Here is a 17178-nt window from a genome sequence, read left to right as displayed (position 1 = left end):
AAGACCGCCCATCCCTCGATTTTGACAATACTAAAGTTGTTTACGACACTTCTACAAGGGTTAAATCTCTTCTCTTTCAGCTTCTTTACTCCCACCATAGCATACTACTCATAATACAAAAATGGTAGCGCCTTTTACCTTATCGCTCAAGACCAACCCGTGAAAAGCAAGCCCCATAAGGCGGTTTGACTGATATGCCTAACATCCCAGTCGAGAGACCAATTCTCATTTTCTTTTTCTTTGCGTGAGTCCTTCTTGATTTTCTTTATCAAGCTCGTTCCTGAAAAAAAATGAGCCTCTCATCTCAATTACAGTTTGTTGCTCATAATCTATTTTACCAAATTGTTTCCCGAAGCAACGCAGGACACACAGCAATGGGTAACAGAGATGCCCGCTATACTTTAGAAGGTATGATTGAAATGGATGAAGGTTATTTTACGGTCGAATCTTCTGAAATAGAGCAACAAAAAGGAAAAAGAGGTCGTGGTGCAGTAGGAAAGCAAAACGTAATGATAATGGCAGAATCCACTCCCTTAGAAGACCCGAAAACCAACAAGAAGGATCGCCAATGTCGCTACTTTAAAGCCAAAGTGCTGACAGATCATAAGGCTGATGGTGTAAATGATACTGTTAAAGAGTCTTTAGACGAACAAAGCATTGTTTTTACTGATAAAAGTACTTCATATGTTGATATTGCTGATTTTGTAGAACTACATATTAGTGAAAAATCAGATAAACAAACTACTAAAGAGACCTTGAAATGGGTACATATTACCATAAGCAATGCCAAACGAAACTTACTTGGAAATTATCACAAAATTAAAGGCAAATACCTACAACTCTACCTAAACGAATTTGTTTACAAACTCAATCGAAGATATTTTGAGGAAAAACTATTCGATAGACTAGTAATAGCTGGAATTACTGGATTATGAGTAAAAACGGATATTCAAAAAAATTTTTAGCTTTTATTGGACTTATAAAATTTATGTTATAGTTTCTTTATTTAAAAAAAATTAACACTAAGCAAACTTGGTTACAAAATTCACAAACATTCATATATAAAACAAACTATTTATAACGTATTCATTATCTATAGTTCTCTTTTTTTAAACAAAAAAAATCCACAACAGTAATGTTATGGATTCTTTTTTATTTTTTTACTCTTTGTCGGTACTAGTTACAAACTAGCACGAGTTAAAAACCTATATATCTTACCATGTTTCAGTCCAATTTATATAAACTTATAAATTCATCCTGAAAAACTATAAAAACGTTCTTTTCCTTACAAACAATTAAATTATCATCACTAGGGTAACAAAAATCATCCCAATATAAAACAAATGTTTTCCAACTTACTTCAATCGAATTTTTACCTCCCCAAAAAACAGTAATTCTATCATCTTTGTCTAAAACGTTAATTTTATTGAGTATTTCAATCCCTTCACTATAATCTTTATCTAAACAATAATTACCTATTTTTTTTAAGTCTTTCAAAAAAGAAGTATCTAATTGTGCTATGTGGTATTTGTTAGAGTTTGTTAATGTCTTCCATATTTTTTTAGACTTTTTTTCATCAAAAATTGAGAAATCCAATAAATGAATTTCTTCGATAAGATTATATCTTTCATCTGTAAATCTCCAGCCTAATGGAAATTCTTTTAATTTTTTAAATGTTGTAGCCATACGTTATGGATTCTTATTTACTCTTTGTCGGTACTAGTTACAAACTAGCACCAGCGGGGGTTATCGAAAATAAGTATCTAAAATTCTTTCTTTATTTTCCTTTCCACCACCACCTGACATAATCTCAATGGCTATTTTATAATCTTTAGGGATTTCTCGATTAAATTTCAAATCTTTAGTTGGGTCAACATTTTTTCCTGCTTTATAGCATTGATATAATCGTTCATTTGTTAAAGGGAATACACCTAAACCCATAGTTTCGTGATTGTCTATAATATCATCTGCATTTAGAGGTATATCTTCAATAATGATTTTATCAAAAAGCCCACTTGAATGGTCGTACCCTCCTGATTTATATATATCTCTATCTACAAGGCTTCCACCTACTTCTGAACCTAAAATATAAAACTCCTCTTCATCTTCTGTACCTTCCCAAACTTTAACTTTACGATTTCCTGAATAACCTTTTATCCAAGTTTTGGAATCTTCTCTATCAGTATCGGGTATGGCATCTTTTACAACAGAAACATTACTGTGCTTTAAAAAACTTTTTGTTGTAATCCCCTTTGTGAAAAGTGTATCAAAAATACTTACATCAACTTTTCCCCAATTTTCATCTTCCCTAAAAGCATTGTAAAATCGTAAATAAGGACGTTTAAGCATTTGTGCTATTACAAATACTCCTTTACGTGTTTCTATACTTATTACCTTTCCCTCTTTCCAAGGTGTTGCTCGTTTTGCCATATTTTTAATTGTTAATGACAACCTTTTACCTTCGCTTTTTTCTTGTTATGGGCATCGGCTGCATCTAAATACTTTTGTCGGTTTTTGTTATTTGGACCTACTGGATTTTGTTTGTTGGAGGTTCCTTTCAATCCTCCATCTTTTTCAAATCCTCGTTGTTCTAATCCTCTTGCTGTTTGTTTACCTTTTACTCCTTCTCCTTTAAAGTCAGCTTCAGGGGTAACATCAAAATCGCTGAAATCACCACCATAACGTCTATCAATAATTTCATCGGCTTCTAGTCCTAAATCACTAGGTGCACTTGCGTAGCCGTGATAAGGTTTCCCGTTTTTAATTCCTGAATATTTCACGTGTGTTCGCCCTGCTCCTGTACTTACATTAAGTCCAAAAATATCTACTTGAATATTGCTATCAGAGACGTAGGCATACATATTTGGGTTCTGTCCCCATAGCCCAATCGGGTCCTGCGAAATATACCCACCAGTATCTGGAGAATATTTTGCCATCAGCTATATGCTCATTCATACGGGTCAAAGCATCTCTACTTGTTATACCAAAATAATTTACACCATTTTTCCCTATTAGTTGGTAAACTAATTCTCCTGTTAATCCAAATGGATCGATCCAACGATTAACATCTTTAACATATGCATAAAAATTAGGATTACCCCCACTAAGCCTTATCGGATCCTGCGAAATATACCCACCAGTATCGGGCGAGTAATACCTAAACCTATTATAGGCAAGGTTTGTTTCGGGGTCGTAATACTGTCCTTGGAATATAAAATCTGTACACTTTTCAGAGGTAAATACAACTTTTGCCTCACGAGATTACAAGTAAAAACAAGTCTAAACAACTAAAAGCAAATCAAAGAACGTTTCTTTATTTAGTCTCAAATGTACATATTATTTCCTTTCATTTGAAGAAAAAAGATTACAGAATAACAGTGCGGATATTTCCAAAGCTATATTTACATAATTGTGCATTATGCCAACATTCATTCACTTTCTGTAACATAATACAACTATGTAAAATAGCCCGCCTCTGCCAGCGCACTAGGTACTTTTTTTCATTTGTTCAATCGCCACAAGGGCTAACATTTTAAAACTTAACGGAACTCTGCCGCATTTGCCAACTGCTTCCGCTAAGCTTTAAAACGTTTTAAAAAACTAAAGATTTAGGCGGTGGATTTTTTTTAAGCGCAAAAGCAATCTTTAGGTTTTTAAAATGTTAGCCCAAGTGGCTACGGAACGTCAGATGATAACGCTGGAACGAGTTGTACAAAAAAACAAGCAAAGAAGTAAAGCAAGCTTTTTTGCTTGATGTCTTTTTGCGTAGGTTTTTTGTGCAAATGCGGTGCGGTGGCTTACGAAGTAAATAAATATGGATTCCTAGTGCGCTGGCAGAAGCGGCGGTAAAAAGCGCAATGGCTTAAGCGGCAATTTAACATAATAGTAGTTATAATTACGCTTATATAAAATGCGCCCGATAGGGCTACCAAAAAAGAAGTATTATAACTCCTATTATGTTACTTTGCTTGGGTGATGCGGCGGGATTGGAAGCCCAATAAAGACAGGGGGTTTTTGCTTTTTTTGGCAAAAATCTGGATTTATTGGGCGTGGGCGTTTTACAGGGGATGTTTTTTTTCTAATTCATGGCGTAATTCGGTGAGATTATTGGATAAATATTTCTCTGTGGAACTTATGTATTTGTGTCCTGCAAAGAGTTGCACCTGGCGTAAATCATTGCCGTTTTTTAGTAGATTATAAATTACGCTTTGCCTTAGTATTCTTGGGGTAAATCGCTTTTTGGTTTTATAATTTATAGTTTCACTTAATCGGGTTTGATCTATTTTATTGCCGTTTTTGGTGAGTAATAAGATATCGGTTGCTTTGTTTTGTTTTAATACTTTTCGATCTTTTGTTAAATAGGTGTTTAAGGGTAATAATTGTGGGGATTCTAAATGTAATGTTCTACTGTTTTCTATGGTTATTTTACAGCTTTCTAGATTTATATTTTCAACTTTTAGGTTTACCAGTTCGCTAACGCTTAGGGCTTGATAGACTAGTAATTGTCGTATTATTTTGTTCCTTAGTTTTAGTTTGGGTAGGCTTGGTAAGTCTCTCTTTAAGAAGTATTCTAATTCGCTGTCGCTAAAAAAGGTTTCTATAGCTAGACTTCTATCGACTTTATCTATGAGTTTTAGATTGTAACAGGGGTGGGTTTCTAGAATGCCTAAGTCTAATAAACAGCTGTAATATTTCTTAATGGCTAAAAGCTTGTTCGTTATTATTTTAGGATGGTGTATTGTTTTTCTAAGGGTTTCTATATGCTTTATAATATCGCTATAAGTGGCTTTTTGTATATTAAAATTTGCGGTTTCTATAAATTGTTTGATATAGGTTTTATAGGTTTTTCCGATGTAGGTCTTGTATTTTATTTCCCAGTGTTTTAGATGTTCCATAGTGTAGTATTGTTGTGGTTTTTACATAATTTTGTGTGGTTTCTAAAGACCCGTGTCCTAAAAAGTGTTGCACTAATTGTATGGCTACGCCATGATCTACTAAATGACTGGCTATGCTATGACGTAAGTGATGCAGACTAAAATAGGGTTTACTTAAACCGATTCTCTTTTGTTGCTGTTTTAAGGTTTTACGTAGTAAATAAGGGCTTAATTGTTGGTTGGATTGACTTAATATATAATCGATTGGTGCTTTATTATTGGTAATTATATAGTGTTTTATAAAGTTTATATGTTTTGGTTTTAAGGGTATGTATCTACGTTTATTACCTTTTCCTGATTGTACTATAATCATATTTTTATCTAAAAGCATGTCTTTTACTTTTAGCTCTTGAACTTCTGAGAGTCGAAGTCCACAGGCATAACAAAATATGAGTAGTAGTTTTTCTTCTGGGGTTTTACAGTTTTTATAGAGTTGTTTAATTGTAGTTATGGGTATGGGTTTTCTTGTATGTATTGTTTTGGTTTTTAATAGCTTGAAGTGACTTAAGGGATGGGTTTTTATTAGGGCTAGTAAACATGCCCAATCATAAAATTGTGTTAGGGTTAAAATATAGGTGTTTATGGTTTTTAATTGAACTTCGGGTTTACTTGCTTGTAATGATTTGTAATAACTTGTAATGTCTTTTAATGTGACTTGTAATAGGTCTTTTTCTGCTATACTGCTTTTAAAGTGTTGTAATCGTTGTCCTTTGGAATAGATTGTAGTGGATCTATATCCTAATGTGTTTAGGTAACTTAAGTAGGCTTTTATTAAATGCATCTCTTGTTCTTTTTAAGATTTTTTGGAACACCAAACTTATAATAGATATAAAATACTAATAATGAATTTATTAATACTAATTCTGGTGTTCCATGCTTTTGGAACGACAGCTATAAAATACTGATAAACAGATACTCTGGTGTTCCTTCTGGCATTCCATAGTATTGGAACACTAGCTTTTTATAGTGTTAATTTGTGCTTGTAGGTCTTTTTGAATTTTGTCTTTTAAAACATCGTATTGATCCCAATGCACTATTTTATAGGTGTAACCTCTGTTAGCATAACCATATTGTTGTATGTATTCGAGTTCTACTAATTTATTAAGGTTTCTATGTAATTGAGTTTTACTTATTTTAGTTTTTTGCATGATTTCAAAACGGTTAAAGGTATAGGTTTCTCCTTTGGGTTTAAAATGGGTTTTTAAGGCTTCATAAAATTGGCGTAGACTGCCATCGAGTTCGTCTATTTTTAATAGAATACTGTCTAGTAATATATCGCAGGCATATTGTAAATCTTGGGGTGTGGTAATGAGTCTGCCTTGTGTGTCTTTTTTTCTTTGGTATTGGTGCAGGTAGGTTATTTGGGCGACTAGTACTTGATACATGCTATGTAATCTACGAAGTTTGTGTATGTTTTGAGGTAGTTGTATGGCTGTAGCATATGGGTTTACAACTTGGCAGGGTTGTAATTGTCTCAAGCAATTGGCTATAAAATATTTGGTTTTTGTGGCTTCTTTTAAATTAATATTCCCGCTTGCTAGTTGGTTTTGGTAGTTAATTATTTTTCGGGTTTGTGCTGCGGTTTCATCGACTGCCACTACAAAACAACGGCTTATATTATCTTCGTAATAATCGCCTTTTGTGGTACAGCTTAAGCTGGCGATAGGGCCTTTTACTAGGCGTTCTACACTTTGTATTTTTCCGCTTTCTTGTTTTTGACTGGTACTACTTATTAGTTTGCCATTGCTTTGTAGTTCTCTAAGTGCTAATAAGGCTTCTTCTTTTAAGCCGTCTATATCTTCAAAACATAGGAGTTTATGCCTTAGACTTTCTTCGTTATAGTTGTAAAAACTACTTTCTGTTACGCGGGTAAAGCTTTTACTGTCTTCTTTTGGAATGAGGTTATAAATACTTTGTAGGAGTTTGGTTTTTCCACTTCCTGATGAGCCTTGTATAAGCCCATGTAAGGGTTGTTTACTTTGGTAGCTGGTGGCGATGATAAATAATAGTAGTCTGGTGTTTTCTTCGCCTACAACTCCTACTTTTTCTATGGCTATATTAATGCGTTGTAATAGATTAGGGTCTTTTAAAAAGCTTATGCATTGTTCTTGTGTGGCTTTTTCTAAGGGTTTCTTTTGGGGTGTTGTGGGTTTGGTTTGGGTTTGCTCCAAAGTTGGTACGTAATCTTGCCATGCTTTTAAAATAAGGTCTTCGCTTAATTCTAGTCGTTTACTGGCGTCTTTGGCATGTTTTTGTAGGGCTGTAAAATCGTATACATCTAGTTTTTGGATGATGCTTTTTTGTTCTATTTGGCTTTGTAGAGTGACTTTTAAACTGTCTCCTAAATGTTTAACACTGCCTTTTATGGTTAAGGTTATAGTTGGTTTGGTGTTGTCTGCAGGTTGCTTTTCTGCAGCTGGTATTTTTGTTTGTAAATAATGGGTAAAGAGTTCTTGACTTTCGTTATTGATCCATAAACTATTAATGTCTTCGTCTTTTGGGGTGTCTATTATTTGTATGGTTAGTGTTGTAAAGGCTTGTTGTAATTGGCTTTGTAGTTTTACTGAGGCTTTGTGTCCTGCGGTATCGCCATCAAAAAAGATGCTTATAATTTGTAGTTGTTTTAATTGCTTTATTGCTTCGGTATGGGATTTTGTAAAACCGTTAGTGCCGTAACAGGCTAAAACATGGGTGTGTTTAGGGAGTTTGGCGTGTAATACTAGTGTAGCTGCATCGATAATGCTTTCGGTTAATATAAGGTGATGCGTTTCTAAATTTGGATATTCTGGGTACAGCCCTTGCCTATTACTGGTGTAAAAATGGGTGTTGCGGATATCGTTTTTAAAGCTTCGTCCATAAAAAGAGACGATTTGGTTTTTAGAGTCTTTTAATGGAAAAACAAGACAGTTTTTTAAGTGTGGGTATTTGTATTGGATTTTATCGTTACCACTTCGGTGGTTACTGCCTACGGCTTTGAGTTTGCTTAATCCTCGTGTTTGTAAATAAGCGGTAGCGTTTCGGCTTCTGGTGAGTTGGTTTTTTAGAATACTAAAAGTCTTATTTAGTGGGTTTGTGTTTTGTATGGTGTTTTCTTTTGTGTCTTGGTGTAAAAAGGATGCTGCTTTTTTTATGGCTTCGTGTTTGGTGATTTGTTCTTTATGCATGATAAAATCTATAACATCAATGGGTTTTCCGCTTTTACTACAATTACCGCTGTAACAATACACACTGTTACTATCTAAAAACACTTGCATACTGGGGGTTTTATCCTCATGGAATGGACAGTTTACATGTTTCTTTTTTATCTGTAAATTGTAATAGGCTAATACTTCGGTTATCGTTAGTTGCGATTTGATGTTCTGGATATCCATAGGTTTAATCTTTTATAAGCTCGATTATTAAAACTTCATGGTTTACTGTAACTTGCACTTTATCCTGTGGACTAAACCCACAATCTTTTAACCATTTACCGCTAAGTTTTAAGCTGGGGTAGATTCTGGAGCTTTGTCTATATAAACGGTGTCTGGTTTCAGATTGTAATGTGAGTTTTCTGGGTTTCATGGAGGAATAGTTTTTATGGTTAAAAAAAGTTTGAAAAAAATTTTTGTGTAACATTAGCAACAAATGTAGGAGATGTTTCTTAATTAACAAAATAACACTTGCTTTTTTTGTTTAATCATATTCACTATTTTTGTATTTACATTGTAAACATTACCCATATTTGATGAACATATTAAACATTGGAAACCGTATTATTGAACTAAGAAAGCAAAAAGGATGGTCTCAAACTGATCTAGCTAAAGCCATTGAAGCCTCTAGAGACATGATTGGTAAATATGAGCGTAATGATAATTTACCATCAATTGAGGTCGCTTTTAAATTAGCTGATGTTTTTGATATTTCGGTAGATTTTCTTTTAGGTAAAGGCAAGCACTCGACTTATGATAAAGAAACAATAAAGAGATTAGAAGACATAGAATCTCTTGACCAACAAACACGAGCTACTTTATTTAATGTAATAGATACTTTTTTAAGAGACTCTAAAGCCAGATTAGCTTATAAATAAAAAAATCCACAACAGTCATGTTATGGATTCTTTTTTACTTTTTTACTCTTTGTCGGTACACTAGCACGAGCGAGGGAAAATGAAAAAGAAAGAAAACGGACGGAAACGCCCACGAATAAAGGAGTCGAAGCGGAAAAGGTAATTGTTAATAACTTTTTGGTATTGGAACGAAAAACCTAGCTCTGAGTATAAAAAACCACAGCAGAAGCCGTGGTCTTTTGTTTTTATGTCGTTCTGTGTTTTAAAAATTCGATTTATTTGCCCATTCTTCGTTAAATTCTTCTTTAGAGACTTCTACGCATTTTATAATTTCGTTTTCGTCCTCAGAATTGTAATCTTTAGGGCGAAAAGGTTCAGAAGATAAAAATGTTTCTTTTTCTTCTTTATTAGTAGCATAGTAAATTCTACCGTCTTGATATTTCTCTAATTTTCTAACCTCATAATTATCACTACCTATTTGAATATAGTAACAATAGGGGTATTCATCATTCCATTTATGAATCCAATCTATTCTATAGTATCTCATACTACCCACATTTAACTTTACCACTATCCGTTATTCTATTTGAAACATCCAAATTATTTTCTCCTAAAATCACAAATATATCTTTTCGATTTAAACCTTGATGTATTCTCAAACCAGACACATCAATTTCTATAAAATGGGTAAATCTATATTTATTTGGAACTCTTATAAATGAAGAAGCCAATTGACTAGGTGTTTTAGTGCCCGGTACTATATCGGATAAATAATGTCCATTACCAAGTCTAGCATCTTTTGGATTGAGAGCTTTAATAGAAGGCCAAATTTCTCCTGAATTTATAATTCCTTCCATTCCAGCTTTATTTGTATAATGATATAATTTAGTTCCTTCAGGAGCTATCCCTAAATCCATTGTTGGTTCAAAACCAGTTAATCCCAATGGGTCTATCCAACTATTACTATCGTGAACGTAAGCATACATATTAGGCATTCCACCTGCAAGCCCAATCGGATCCTGCGAAATATACCCACCAGTATCAGGATCGTAGTATCTAAACCTATTATAGGCAAGGTTTGTTTCGGGGTCGTAATACTGTCCTTGATAAAGAAAAGGAATAAATTTACTATCTCCTTTTCTACAGTTACCATAAATATCAAGTTCTCTTTCCCAAACTTTTTTCCCTTTACTATCGAAACTTAGTATAGGAGTGCCTAAATAGTCACTTATTATACTATAAGTTTCTCCATCTACTATTTTTGCTTGCGGTACAAAAGATCCTTCTTCGAATATCCATGTAATGAGATTTTCTGTTGGTTCTTCCTTATTTAAAGCAAGTTGACCAACATCGTTAGCCACTACTTTAGGCCTTTCGCTTAGATTATACTTAAACTCATGTAAAAGAACGTTTCCGTCGTAAATGTAGCGGTTTATTTCTTTTTTCGCAAGATTTATTTTCGTTGTTCGCCTACCTAATGCATCGTACTCGAATGAGGTCGTTTTCCCTTTGGGGTCTTTTACACTACGTAGCATACCATTAGCTTGCCATGTATAAAACCATTCGCCATATTGCCAGTGGGTTTTTGATGTTTTTGGTTTTAAATCTGGTTTTTTAGGTTCGCCAGTATAACCAAACAACCTATCTATCCACGTGGTTTTTACAGGCGTTGTATTTTCTGTTTCTTCTTTAAAATGAGCTAATATTTGAGCTGTATTATTCTTAGTTTTTTTAATAAGGTTCCCTTCATCGTCATACAAATAATGCCAATCTTTATCTTCTATTAATTGACCGCCTTTGGCGTACTTGCGATCGTCCTTTTCTTTGGTTTTGTATAGGTTACCTACCTCGTCTGGTAATTTATAATCGAAACTCTCGTCTCCATATTGTGCGCTTGCAAGACTACCAAAGGCATTATATGTAAATTGGGTATTGTTATGTACCGTTTGGTCTAGTATTTGTTTTAACTGGTGGTTGGGATTCCAGGTATATCTGGTATTGCGGTAGCTTCGTATTTTTCCATGTACATGGTGCGTGCGTTGCCTACCAGCTTCGTCGTAAGTTCTACTAGAGGTTATGCCTCCAGTTACTAGGCGTTCTATTTCTTGCCCTAAAGGACTATAAGTCATTTGGGCTTGGTATTGGTTATCTCCGTTTTGTGCTTTGGTACTTATACATTGTCCTTGGGTATTGTACTGGTTTTCTATGTTGGCACCTAAGCTAGAGGTGAGTTTTGTACGGTTACCATTGGCGTTATAGGTGTTTTGTACGGTATATCCTTTTTCATTAGGAATACCTGTGGTTTGCTTTTCTTGGGTGATGCGCCCCATTATATCGCGCTCTAAAATAACGGCGCTATGAGCATTACGGGCTTCTATAAGCTGTCCGTTTTTATTATAAGAAAAGGTTTCCCAAGTGCCATCACTATATTCGGTTCTGGTTATCTGCCCAAGTGCATTATACTCGTACTCTGTAAATTGGTTGTTTGGGCGTTCTACTTTTATAACTTTACCTGCTCGATCTCGCCTGTAATGTCTTTGTAAGGTATCGAAACCTGTTTCGGTAATTATTTCACCATTTTTATTACGCTTAAAAGTGTAGGTTTCGTCGTGTTCGTTTTTAATTGTTTTTAGCTGCTCCATTTTGTCGTAGCCAAAAAATACTTTTGTACCGTTTTCTTCGCGTTCCTGTAAGCTACCTAGCGGAGTATATGCAAATTTTATATTTATTTTGTTATTAAAGGCTTGTATAACTTCGTTATAGGCATTGTATTTTAATTGGGTGTTTTCTTCTCCATTATTAGTTACATGAGTTACACGCCCCAAGGCATCGTATGTAAAGGCTTGTTGGGTTTTGCCGTTAGTACTTATGTTTGCAACTTGCCCTAAATGGTTGTATACCCATGTGGTGGTATTATTATCTTGGTCTTTAAAAGCACTTAAATTGTATTGTGCATCGTATTGTAAGCTGCTTTTTTTAGAGTTATTTTTTACTTCGCTTACGAGTTGATTATCGTTATAGGCAAACGTCGTTATACTATTATCGGGCTCTACAATACTATTTACTAAATGGGGTTTATCTTTTTTATAGGTATAATTGCGTTTATTACCTTCGGGATCTACTGTTATTAGTATACGCCCATCGTCGTTATACATGTATTGCGATGTTGAGCCATCTGGATATACAATGCTGGTTTGGTTGCCTTGCTCATTATAGGTATAACCAGTCACATTACCCTCTTCGTCTATATCTCTATAGGGTTCCATAAACTCAGTATACTCCATATATTGGCTATCGCCTTCGCCATTTTTTATTTGGGTTACCAAACCTTCGGGCGTATAATAATAGTAGGTTGTTATGCCATTGGCATCGGTAATTATATTATAACCTTCGTTGGTATGGTAGGCTATGCGTCCTTCTTGCCAACCGTTATCGCCCCATGTGTGGATACATTTTGCATTTATGCCATCGCCTTCGTATTCCCAATAAAAGGCTTGCCCATTACGGTCGGTTTTTTTAACCATAAGGTGGTCTTGGTATGCCATTATGGTACTTTGCTCAAGGGTATCTGTAATGGTTATCATATTACCCAACTCATCGTATTGGTAAGCCACCATAAGTTGTTTTCTTATACTGGTTTTTAAATATATTTGGCTTACAAAACCTTGTTGAGTATACTCTAAAGATAATATTCTATTAGCGGCATCAATAATTTGTGTTACTCGATTATCTTTAAAAATAAATTGTATTTTAAACCCTCGTAAATCTTCTATTTTAGTAAGCTTGTATTGTTGGGTATTGTAACTATTATCTGTTACTTCATGCTCAAAATGATAGTGTAATTCTTCGGTATGTGAATAGGCTACAAAATGCCCGTTTTGGGCTCTGGTTAGGGTTATTTTTTCTTGACGAAGGTAAAAGGATTCGCCATAATCTAAAAGCGGAAAGGATAGCATTCTACCATCATCAAACCGAAGCCCAAGAGCTTCTTCTTCTGGGAAAAAGTCTACGGAGCGATCGTAATTACAGTGTACGCCATGACCAAGCATGCCTTTATAATCTGAGTCTGAATACCAGGCGCGTTCCCATGCAAATGGTATGGGACCTGGCAACTCAAAATCTACACCTTCGTATACTACTGCTCCTGTTACAAGGTTTATGGGCTCGAAACCTAATTTACAGAGCCATTTGCTTAATTTATTGGGGCCTTTACCTATTTTTTTAGCGAGTTTGTTTAAAAGTTTACCTGCTTTTCGCATAATGGCTCCAAAACCAAAACTCATGGCTAACCCAGTAATCATCCCCATGATATCTGGACTATAAGGTGGCGCTACATTTACGGGTTTTCCAGATGGTATAGATAACGAAAATGATGTTGGTGCGAATACGGTGGGTACTATTTTTGTGAATTTCTTTTTTCCTGGCGATAAGGATAATGGCACACCTATATCGTTACAACTCATTACCATATAGCCTTTAGGGCTAAGGCGCGTTCCGTCTGCATATACAGTTTCGCTAGCAAAAAAATTCATACTTTCATGCCCTATAATGGGGGCTGCTGCAAAAGCACCTACTAATGGAATATGAAATAGTGTTACTAATACACCACTGGTATCCGACACGCCTCTTTTTGATCCATTAATATGTACCGTAGCTCCTATAAATGGAATATAATCCATAGGGTCTAATATGGTGCCTATAAAAGGGTGAAATGGGTTAAAAGGCGGCACTGTAGTAAAGTGAACATCTAAACCTACAACTGGTGTAAAATGATTATCTGCTAATAACATAGTGATTGGGGTATTATGATACTAATTCTTTGTCTTTTATTTGCTTCCTTAAATCTTTTGCTTGGTGCTCCCATGTTTCTCCAAATAAATGAGACATGCGTTTATTTATAGCTTCTAACTCGGCTTTTATTTGAGGTGTTTCTTCTTCTTTTTCATGCAACATGTTTACATAATAGCTTGCGATGTATGCAAACTCTGTGTTTTTTAAGGTATCATCTTCTATAACATAACCTGTTTGAAAAGCTACAGGAATAATGTCTTGCATCTCACTTATTTTTTTATTTTGATCTGCTAATAAAATGGCATTTTTATATGCTGTTACTGTGATATAGTTTTCGTTGTTTTCTTGTGCTAATGTGGCTTGTTTTAAAAACCAATTTAGGGCGTCTTCTTTTTTATTTATAAAACTATAATAGGCTGCTTTATAGCTGTAAAGTTGAAGAGTAACGCCTAGCAGGGCTTTGTCTTCTAGGTTTTTATGACCTATTTTTATGCCTTTATCTAATAAATGGTTAATACGCGGGGTATCTTTAAAACCAAATAAATGACCTACGTATATAAGGTGTGCCGATGCCCAAAAAGATAAATTTGTGGTTTGTTTGGCTATGTTAAGTCCTTTTTCGCCCCAATTAATAAGTTTTTCTTGATGGCCTTTAGTGGCTGCCTCTCCCATTTTTATCATACACTTTCTAAAGGCAACTTCTGGGTCGTTAGGGTTGCCTTGGGTCATTAACTTGGTATATGCTCCTTGTATGTTTTGGTTTTTTAAGCTAATGGTTTGTTTTTCGAAAAGGGCTTCTTTGTTAGTAAAAACGGCTTCATAAAAGTTATTGGCTTTATAGTCTGTTACTAAAAGGCCTATATTTTGTGGTAATTGTTCTATAATATTGCAAATCCAAACACATAACTCATTATAACTTGTAACCTTTCTAGGGTTCACTCCTATAAATAAGGGTGTTTGTTTGCCTTCGTAGGTTTTAAATTTAGTGAATAGTTCTACTAAAAAAACATTTGATGCTTCTGTGTTCTCTTTATCTATTTGTTTAAATGAAGCATGTAACAATTCAAAATCTGGCCATTGTAATTCTGGATATTTTTCGGCATCTTTTTTATATGCCGTTAACCAATCTTTTGCTAAATCATAGGAAAACGTTGTTATGGTATCAAAATCTGTAAGCATAACAACCAAAGTTTCATCTATTTTACCATAAGGCGAAGATTCTAATTTATAAAACCCGTTTACCAATGGTACATCTGGTTCGTCAATTAACCAACGTATAAATTGAGCTTTGGGTTTTAATAAACGTTGTTGTATCCATAAATCTTGAAGTAAATTAATACGTTGTGCAATGGGGTTGTGTTCGTTACTCATTAAAGGTCTCTTAATTTAAATTTACAATGTCACCTTTTAAATTTGTTATTTTCGCACCTTGTATATCTATTGTTTTGGTGGCGATAATTTCTGTAGCATCAGAACTTGTAGATATTTTTGGCGATTGTGTTTCAACTAAAGTGTCACTTGAGTTTTTAATACTATCTGTACCTACAATAGTTACTTCTTTACTTTCTAAATGTATTTTATCTTTTCCTAATACATTAATTTCTTTAGAACTTATGGTAATGCTTTTTGGTGCCGAAATGGTAATGGTTTCGTCTCCATTAAGTGTAATGGTATTACCACTTGGGTCGCTAACGGTTACTTTACCTTTACTTTCGTTATCATCTATAGTAATAGTTGCACCACTTCGTGTTGTTAAGCTTTTTATTTTATTAGCATCGCTACCTCCTGCTCCTGTTGTACCATTAAACATACTCCCCATTACAAAAGGTCTATTGGGGTCGTTATAACGGAAGCCTACCATTACGGTATCGCCTTCTTCTGGAATAAACACAAAACCACGATTAGTTCCTACTAAATCGCTTTTACCTGCATCTGGAGACATAACACGCAACCACCCTGTTTTCATGACATTTTTTTGCCATTGAAATTTTACTTGTACCCGTCCTTTTTTCTTTGGGTCTTCGTTAGATAATACAGTGGCTATTTGTGCATGCGCAACTGGCATATCTACATCTGGAGCTGGTAGTACTTCTACACCAGAAGAAATAGCCTCAAAAGAATTTCTATAATTCCCTAAACCTATAACGGTATGTGTTATAGCGGTTATTAGGTACTCGCCATAATTTTTAATATCAAAACTTTTTCCGTTTGCCAAAGCGGAACTTACTTTTATTACACTTCCAATTCCTAGGCCTTGCTTTTGGCTACGTGCTGTAAGCGTACTTAAAGATGCTACTGCTTCTGCTTGTAAATTTTTAATGTGTGCTTCTATCTGGCTTTTATCGGAAACACGTGCAGGAGCTATATTATTTGTTTTTATTTTAAAAATTTCATTCGATGTATTAAAAGCATGCATGCCTAACTCATTAAGCCCTGCAACATCATCTTTGGTTGTTGTCTCGTTATTTAAATCGTCTAAAGAATTATAAGAAAATACATTAGACCTATTGGGTTTTGTTTTTATACTAATATTTACATTAGAAAGGTCTTTACCATATTCTACATGTATTGGTGATTCTGCACTTGGCCTGCCAAAGACAAGCTTAATCCCATCATAGAAGAAAAACTCATGGTATTGTTTGGCTAATCTTTGTATAAATTGAAAATGAGTTTCGTTATATTGAGATTGGTATTCAATTTTTGATTTAAAAACTGGTGCTATTTCTGCTTCAATACCTGCTGCATCTACTACTTCTGTTACAATATTAGTTAGGGTTTTATCTAACCATGATTGCATGTGTTTTCCAGATTCTAATAATATGGTTTTGGAAAAACCACTTATTACAAGTTGCCCACTATGGCCATTTGCATGGTTTAACTCTATATCTGTTATAACACCTAAAAATTCTTTTTCATCAAAAGAGATTACAACTGGCCTACCAAGCCATTCTTTCGATTTATCAATGGTATGACCGCCTTCGTTTTCAATAACATTTTGGTCGAGAATAATCTCAAAAGAATGATGGTCATTTATTTGTTGGGTGAGACGTATTTTACGAAATAAATCAATATGTTTTCCGTCAATACTTAAACTTGTTTTAACTTTCATTGTATTGTATTTTTTTATTCAAAATATAATCTCCAGACATTATCTGAATTAATTGGTTTGCTATTAACTAATTCCAGTACTGTCTTATTTGTAATTCTCTATATTTATACTGTATATCAATGGGTCTTGACCAACTTTAAATGGCTTTATTAAGTATTATTTTTTCTCCAAGTTCTAAAAGATGCTATACATTAAAAGTCAAGGACTCATATTTAAAAAAACTTTTGAATCTGTCTACTTTAAAGTATTCTACTTCTATAAATTGAGATTGTACTATTTGTTCTGTATTTATACAACTC

At 34.4% G+C, this 17178-nt stretch carries 13 protein-coding genes and 1 pseudogene; 2 read left to right on the top strand and 12 right to left on the bottom strand.

Going from position 1 to position 17178, the window contains the following annotated elements; genetic code table 11:
* Positions 1 to 371: 371 nt before the first annotated feature.
* A pseudogene (locus A8C32_RS06935) lies at positions 372 to 935 on the top strand (IS1595-like element ISAlg2 family transposase); the annotation flags it as partial.
* Positions 936 to 1224: 289 nt separating this feature from the next.
* Here the strand turns inward: A8C32_RS06935 and A8C32_RS06930 are convergent.
* From A8C32_RS06930 to A8C32_RS06900, 8 genes are all read right to left on the bottom strand, one after another.
* Positions 1225 to 1686 carry a DUF2947 family protein gene (locus A8C32_RS06930; RefSeq protein ID WP_069829721.1) on the bottom strand — a complete coding sequence of 154 codons (462 nt, stop codon included), beginning with the start codon at positions 1684 to 1686 and terminating at the stop codon, positions 1225 to 1227.
* Positions 1687 to 1746: 60 nt separating this feature from the next.
* Complete coding sequence (locus A8C32_RS06925; RefSeq protein ID WP_069829720.1) at positions 1747 to 2430, bottom strand: hypothetical protein; 684 nt, start codon at positions 2428 to 2430, stop codon at positions 1747 to 1749.
* A gap of 11 nt (positions 2431 to 2441) precedes the next feature.
* Positions 2442 to 2861 (bottom strand): hypothetical protein, encoded by a 420-nt coding sequence (locus A8C32_RS06920; protein WP_205635377.1) that lies wholly within the window; start codon positions 2859 to 2861, stop codon positions 2442 to 2444.
* The gene (locus tag A8C32_RS19850; protein ID WP_083253304.1) at positions 2842 to 3213 is read right to left on the bottom strand and encodes an RHS repeat-associated core domain-containing protein; all 372 of its coding nucleotides are present in this window, start codon (positions 3211 to 3213) and stop codon (positions 2842 to 2844) included. The genes A8C32_RS06920 and A8C32_RS19850 overlap by 20 nt, the downstream gene beginning before the upstream one ends.
* A gap of 845 nt (positions 3214 to 4058) precedes the next feature.
* Positions 4059 to 4895, bottom strand: a complete 837-nt coding sequence (locus A8C32_RS06915) for a tyrosine-type recombinase/integrase (protein ID WP_069829718.1) — start codon at positions 4893 to 4895, stop codon at positions 4059 to 4061.
* Positions 4837 to 5715: a tyrosine-type recombinase/integrase gene (locus A8C32_RS06910; protein WP_069829717.1), complete on the bottom strand. Its 879-nt coding sequence runs from the start codon at positions 5713 to 5715 to the stop codon at positions 4837 to 4839. Before A8C32_RS06910 ends, A8C32_RS06915 begins: the two co-directional genes overlap by 59 nt.
* Before the next feature lie 172 nt (positions 5716 to 5887).
* On the bottom strand, positions 5888 to 8305 hold the full coding sequence (locus A8C32_RS06905) for a CHC2 zinc finger domain-containing protein (RefSeq protein ID WP_069829716.1): 2418 nt from the start codon (positions 8303 to 8305) through the stop codon (positions 5888 to 5890).
* A 4-nt stretch (positions 8306 to 8309) separates the two neighbouring features.
* The gene (locus A8C32_RS06900; protein ID WP_123803349.1) at positions 8310 to 8495 is read right to left on the bottom strand and encodes a SymE family type I addiction module toxin; all 186 of its coding nucleotides are present in this window, start codon (positions 8493 to 8495) and stop codon (positions 8310 to 8312) included.
* Positions 8496 to 8658: 163 nt separating this feature from the next.
* Here A8C32_RS06900 and A8C32_RS06895 point away from each other — a divergent pair, with 163 nt between their 5' ends.
* On the top strand, positions 8659 to 9000 hold the full coding sequence (locus tag A8C32_RS06895; protein ID WP_069829714.1) for a helix-turn-helix transcriptional regulator: 342 nt from the start codon (positions 8659 to 8661) through the stop codon (positions 8998 to 9000).
* A gap of 241 nt (positions 9001 to 9241) precedes the next feature.
* Here A8C32_RS06895 and A8C32_RS06890 read toward each other — a convergent pair whose 3' ends face one another.
* The 4 genes from A8C32_RS06890 to A8C32_RS06875 are packed head-to-tail and all read right to left on the bottom strand — an operon-like array spanning position 9242 to position 16879.
* On the bottom strand, positions 9242 to 9526 hold the full coding sequence (locus A8C32_RS06890; RefSeq protein WP_123803347.1) for a DUF6881 domain-containing protein: 285 nt from the start codon (positions 9524 to 9526) through the stop codon (positions 9242 to 9244).
* 1 nt (position 9527) lies between these two features.
* The gene (locus tag A8C32_RS06885) at positions 9528 to 13769 is read right to left on the bottom strand and encodes an HYD1 signature containing ADP-ribosyltransferase family protein (RefSeq protein ID WP_069829712.1); all 4242 of its coding nucleotides are present in this window, start codon (positions 13767 to 13769) and stop codon (positions 9528 to 9530) included.
* Between the two features lie 13 nt (positions 13770 to 13782).
* Positions 13783 to 15141, bottom strand: coding sequence for a hypothetical protein (locus A8C32_RS06880; protein WP_069829711.1), 1359 nt, complete (start codon positions 15139 to 15141; stop codon positions 13783 to 13785).
* 10 nt (positions 15142 to 15151) lie between these two features.
* Entirely contained in the window at positions 15152 to 16879 is a 1728-nt protein-coding gene (locus tag A8C32_RS06875; protein ID WP_069829710.1) for a type VI secretion system Vgr family protein, read from the bottom strand.
* Positions 16880 to 17178 lie beyond the last annotated feature (299 nt).

It is taken from the genome of Flavivirga aquatica (genome assembly GCF_001747085.1).
GTDB lineage: Bacteria > Bacteroidota > Bacteroidia > Flavobacteriales > Flavobacteriaceae > Algibacter_C > Algibacter_C aquatica.
This window is presented reverse-complemented; position numbering and strand designations above follow the sequence as displayed.

What these genes read in the sequence shown, in the direction of transcription:
- A8C32_RS06895 (WP_069829714.1), top strand. Translation starts at nt 8,659, where the DNA reads ATGAACATATTAAACATTGGAAACCGTATTATTGAACTAAGAAAGCAA.
- A8C32_RS06875 (WP_069829710.1), bottom strand. Translation starts at nt 16,879, where the DNA reads ATGAAAGTTAAAACAAGTTTAAGTATTGACGGAAAACATATTGATTTA.
- A8C32_RS06880 (WP_069829711.1), bottom strand. Translation starts at nt 15,141, where the DNA reads ATGAGTAACGAACACAACCCCATTGCACAACGTATTAATTTACTTCAA.
- A8C32_RS06890 (WP_123803347.1), bottom strand. Translation starts at nt 9,526, where the DNA reads ATGAGATACTATAGAATAGATTGGATTCATAAATGGAATGATGAATAC.
- A8C32_RS06915 (WP_069829718.1), bottom strand. Translation starts at nt 4,895, where the DNA reads ATGGAACATCTAAAACACTGGGAAATAAAATACAAGACCTACATCGGA.
- A8C32_RS06910 (WP_069829717.1), bottom strand. Translation starts at nt 5,715, where the DNA reads ATGCATTTAATAAAAGCCTACTTAAGTTACCTAAACACATTAGGATAT.
- A8C32_RS06900 (WP_123803349.1), bottom strand. Translation starts at nt 8,495, where the DNA reads ATGAAACCCAGAAAACTCACATTACAATCTGAAACCAGACACCGTTTA.
- A8C32_RS06925 (WP_069829720.1), bottom strand. Translation starts at nt 2,430, where the DNA reads ATGGCAAAACGAGCAACACCTTGGAAAGAGGGAAAGGTAATAAGTATA.
- A8C32_RS06930 (WP_069829721.1), bottom strand. Translation starts at nt 1,686, where the DNA reads ATGGCTACAACATTTAAAAAATTAAAAGAATTTCCATTAGGCTGGAGA.
- A8C32_RS06920 (WP_205635377.1), bottom strand. Translation starts at nt 2,861, where the DNA reads ATGTATGCCTACGTCTCTGATAGCAATATTCAAGTAGATATTTTTGGA.
- A8C32_RS06885 (WP_069829712.1), bottom strand. Translation starts at nt 13,769, where the DNA reads ATGTTATTAGCAGATAATCATTTTACACCAGTTGTAGGTTTAGATGTT.
- A8C32_RS06905 (WP_069829716.1), bottom strand. Translation starts at nt 8,305, where the DNA reads ATGGATATCCAGAACATCAAATCGCAACTAACGATAACCGAAGTATTA.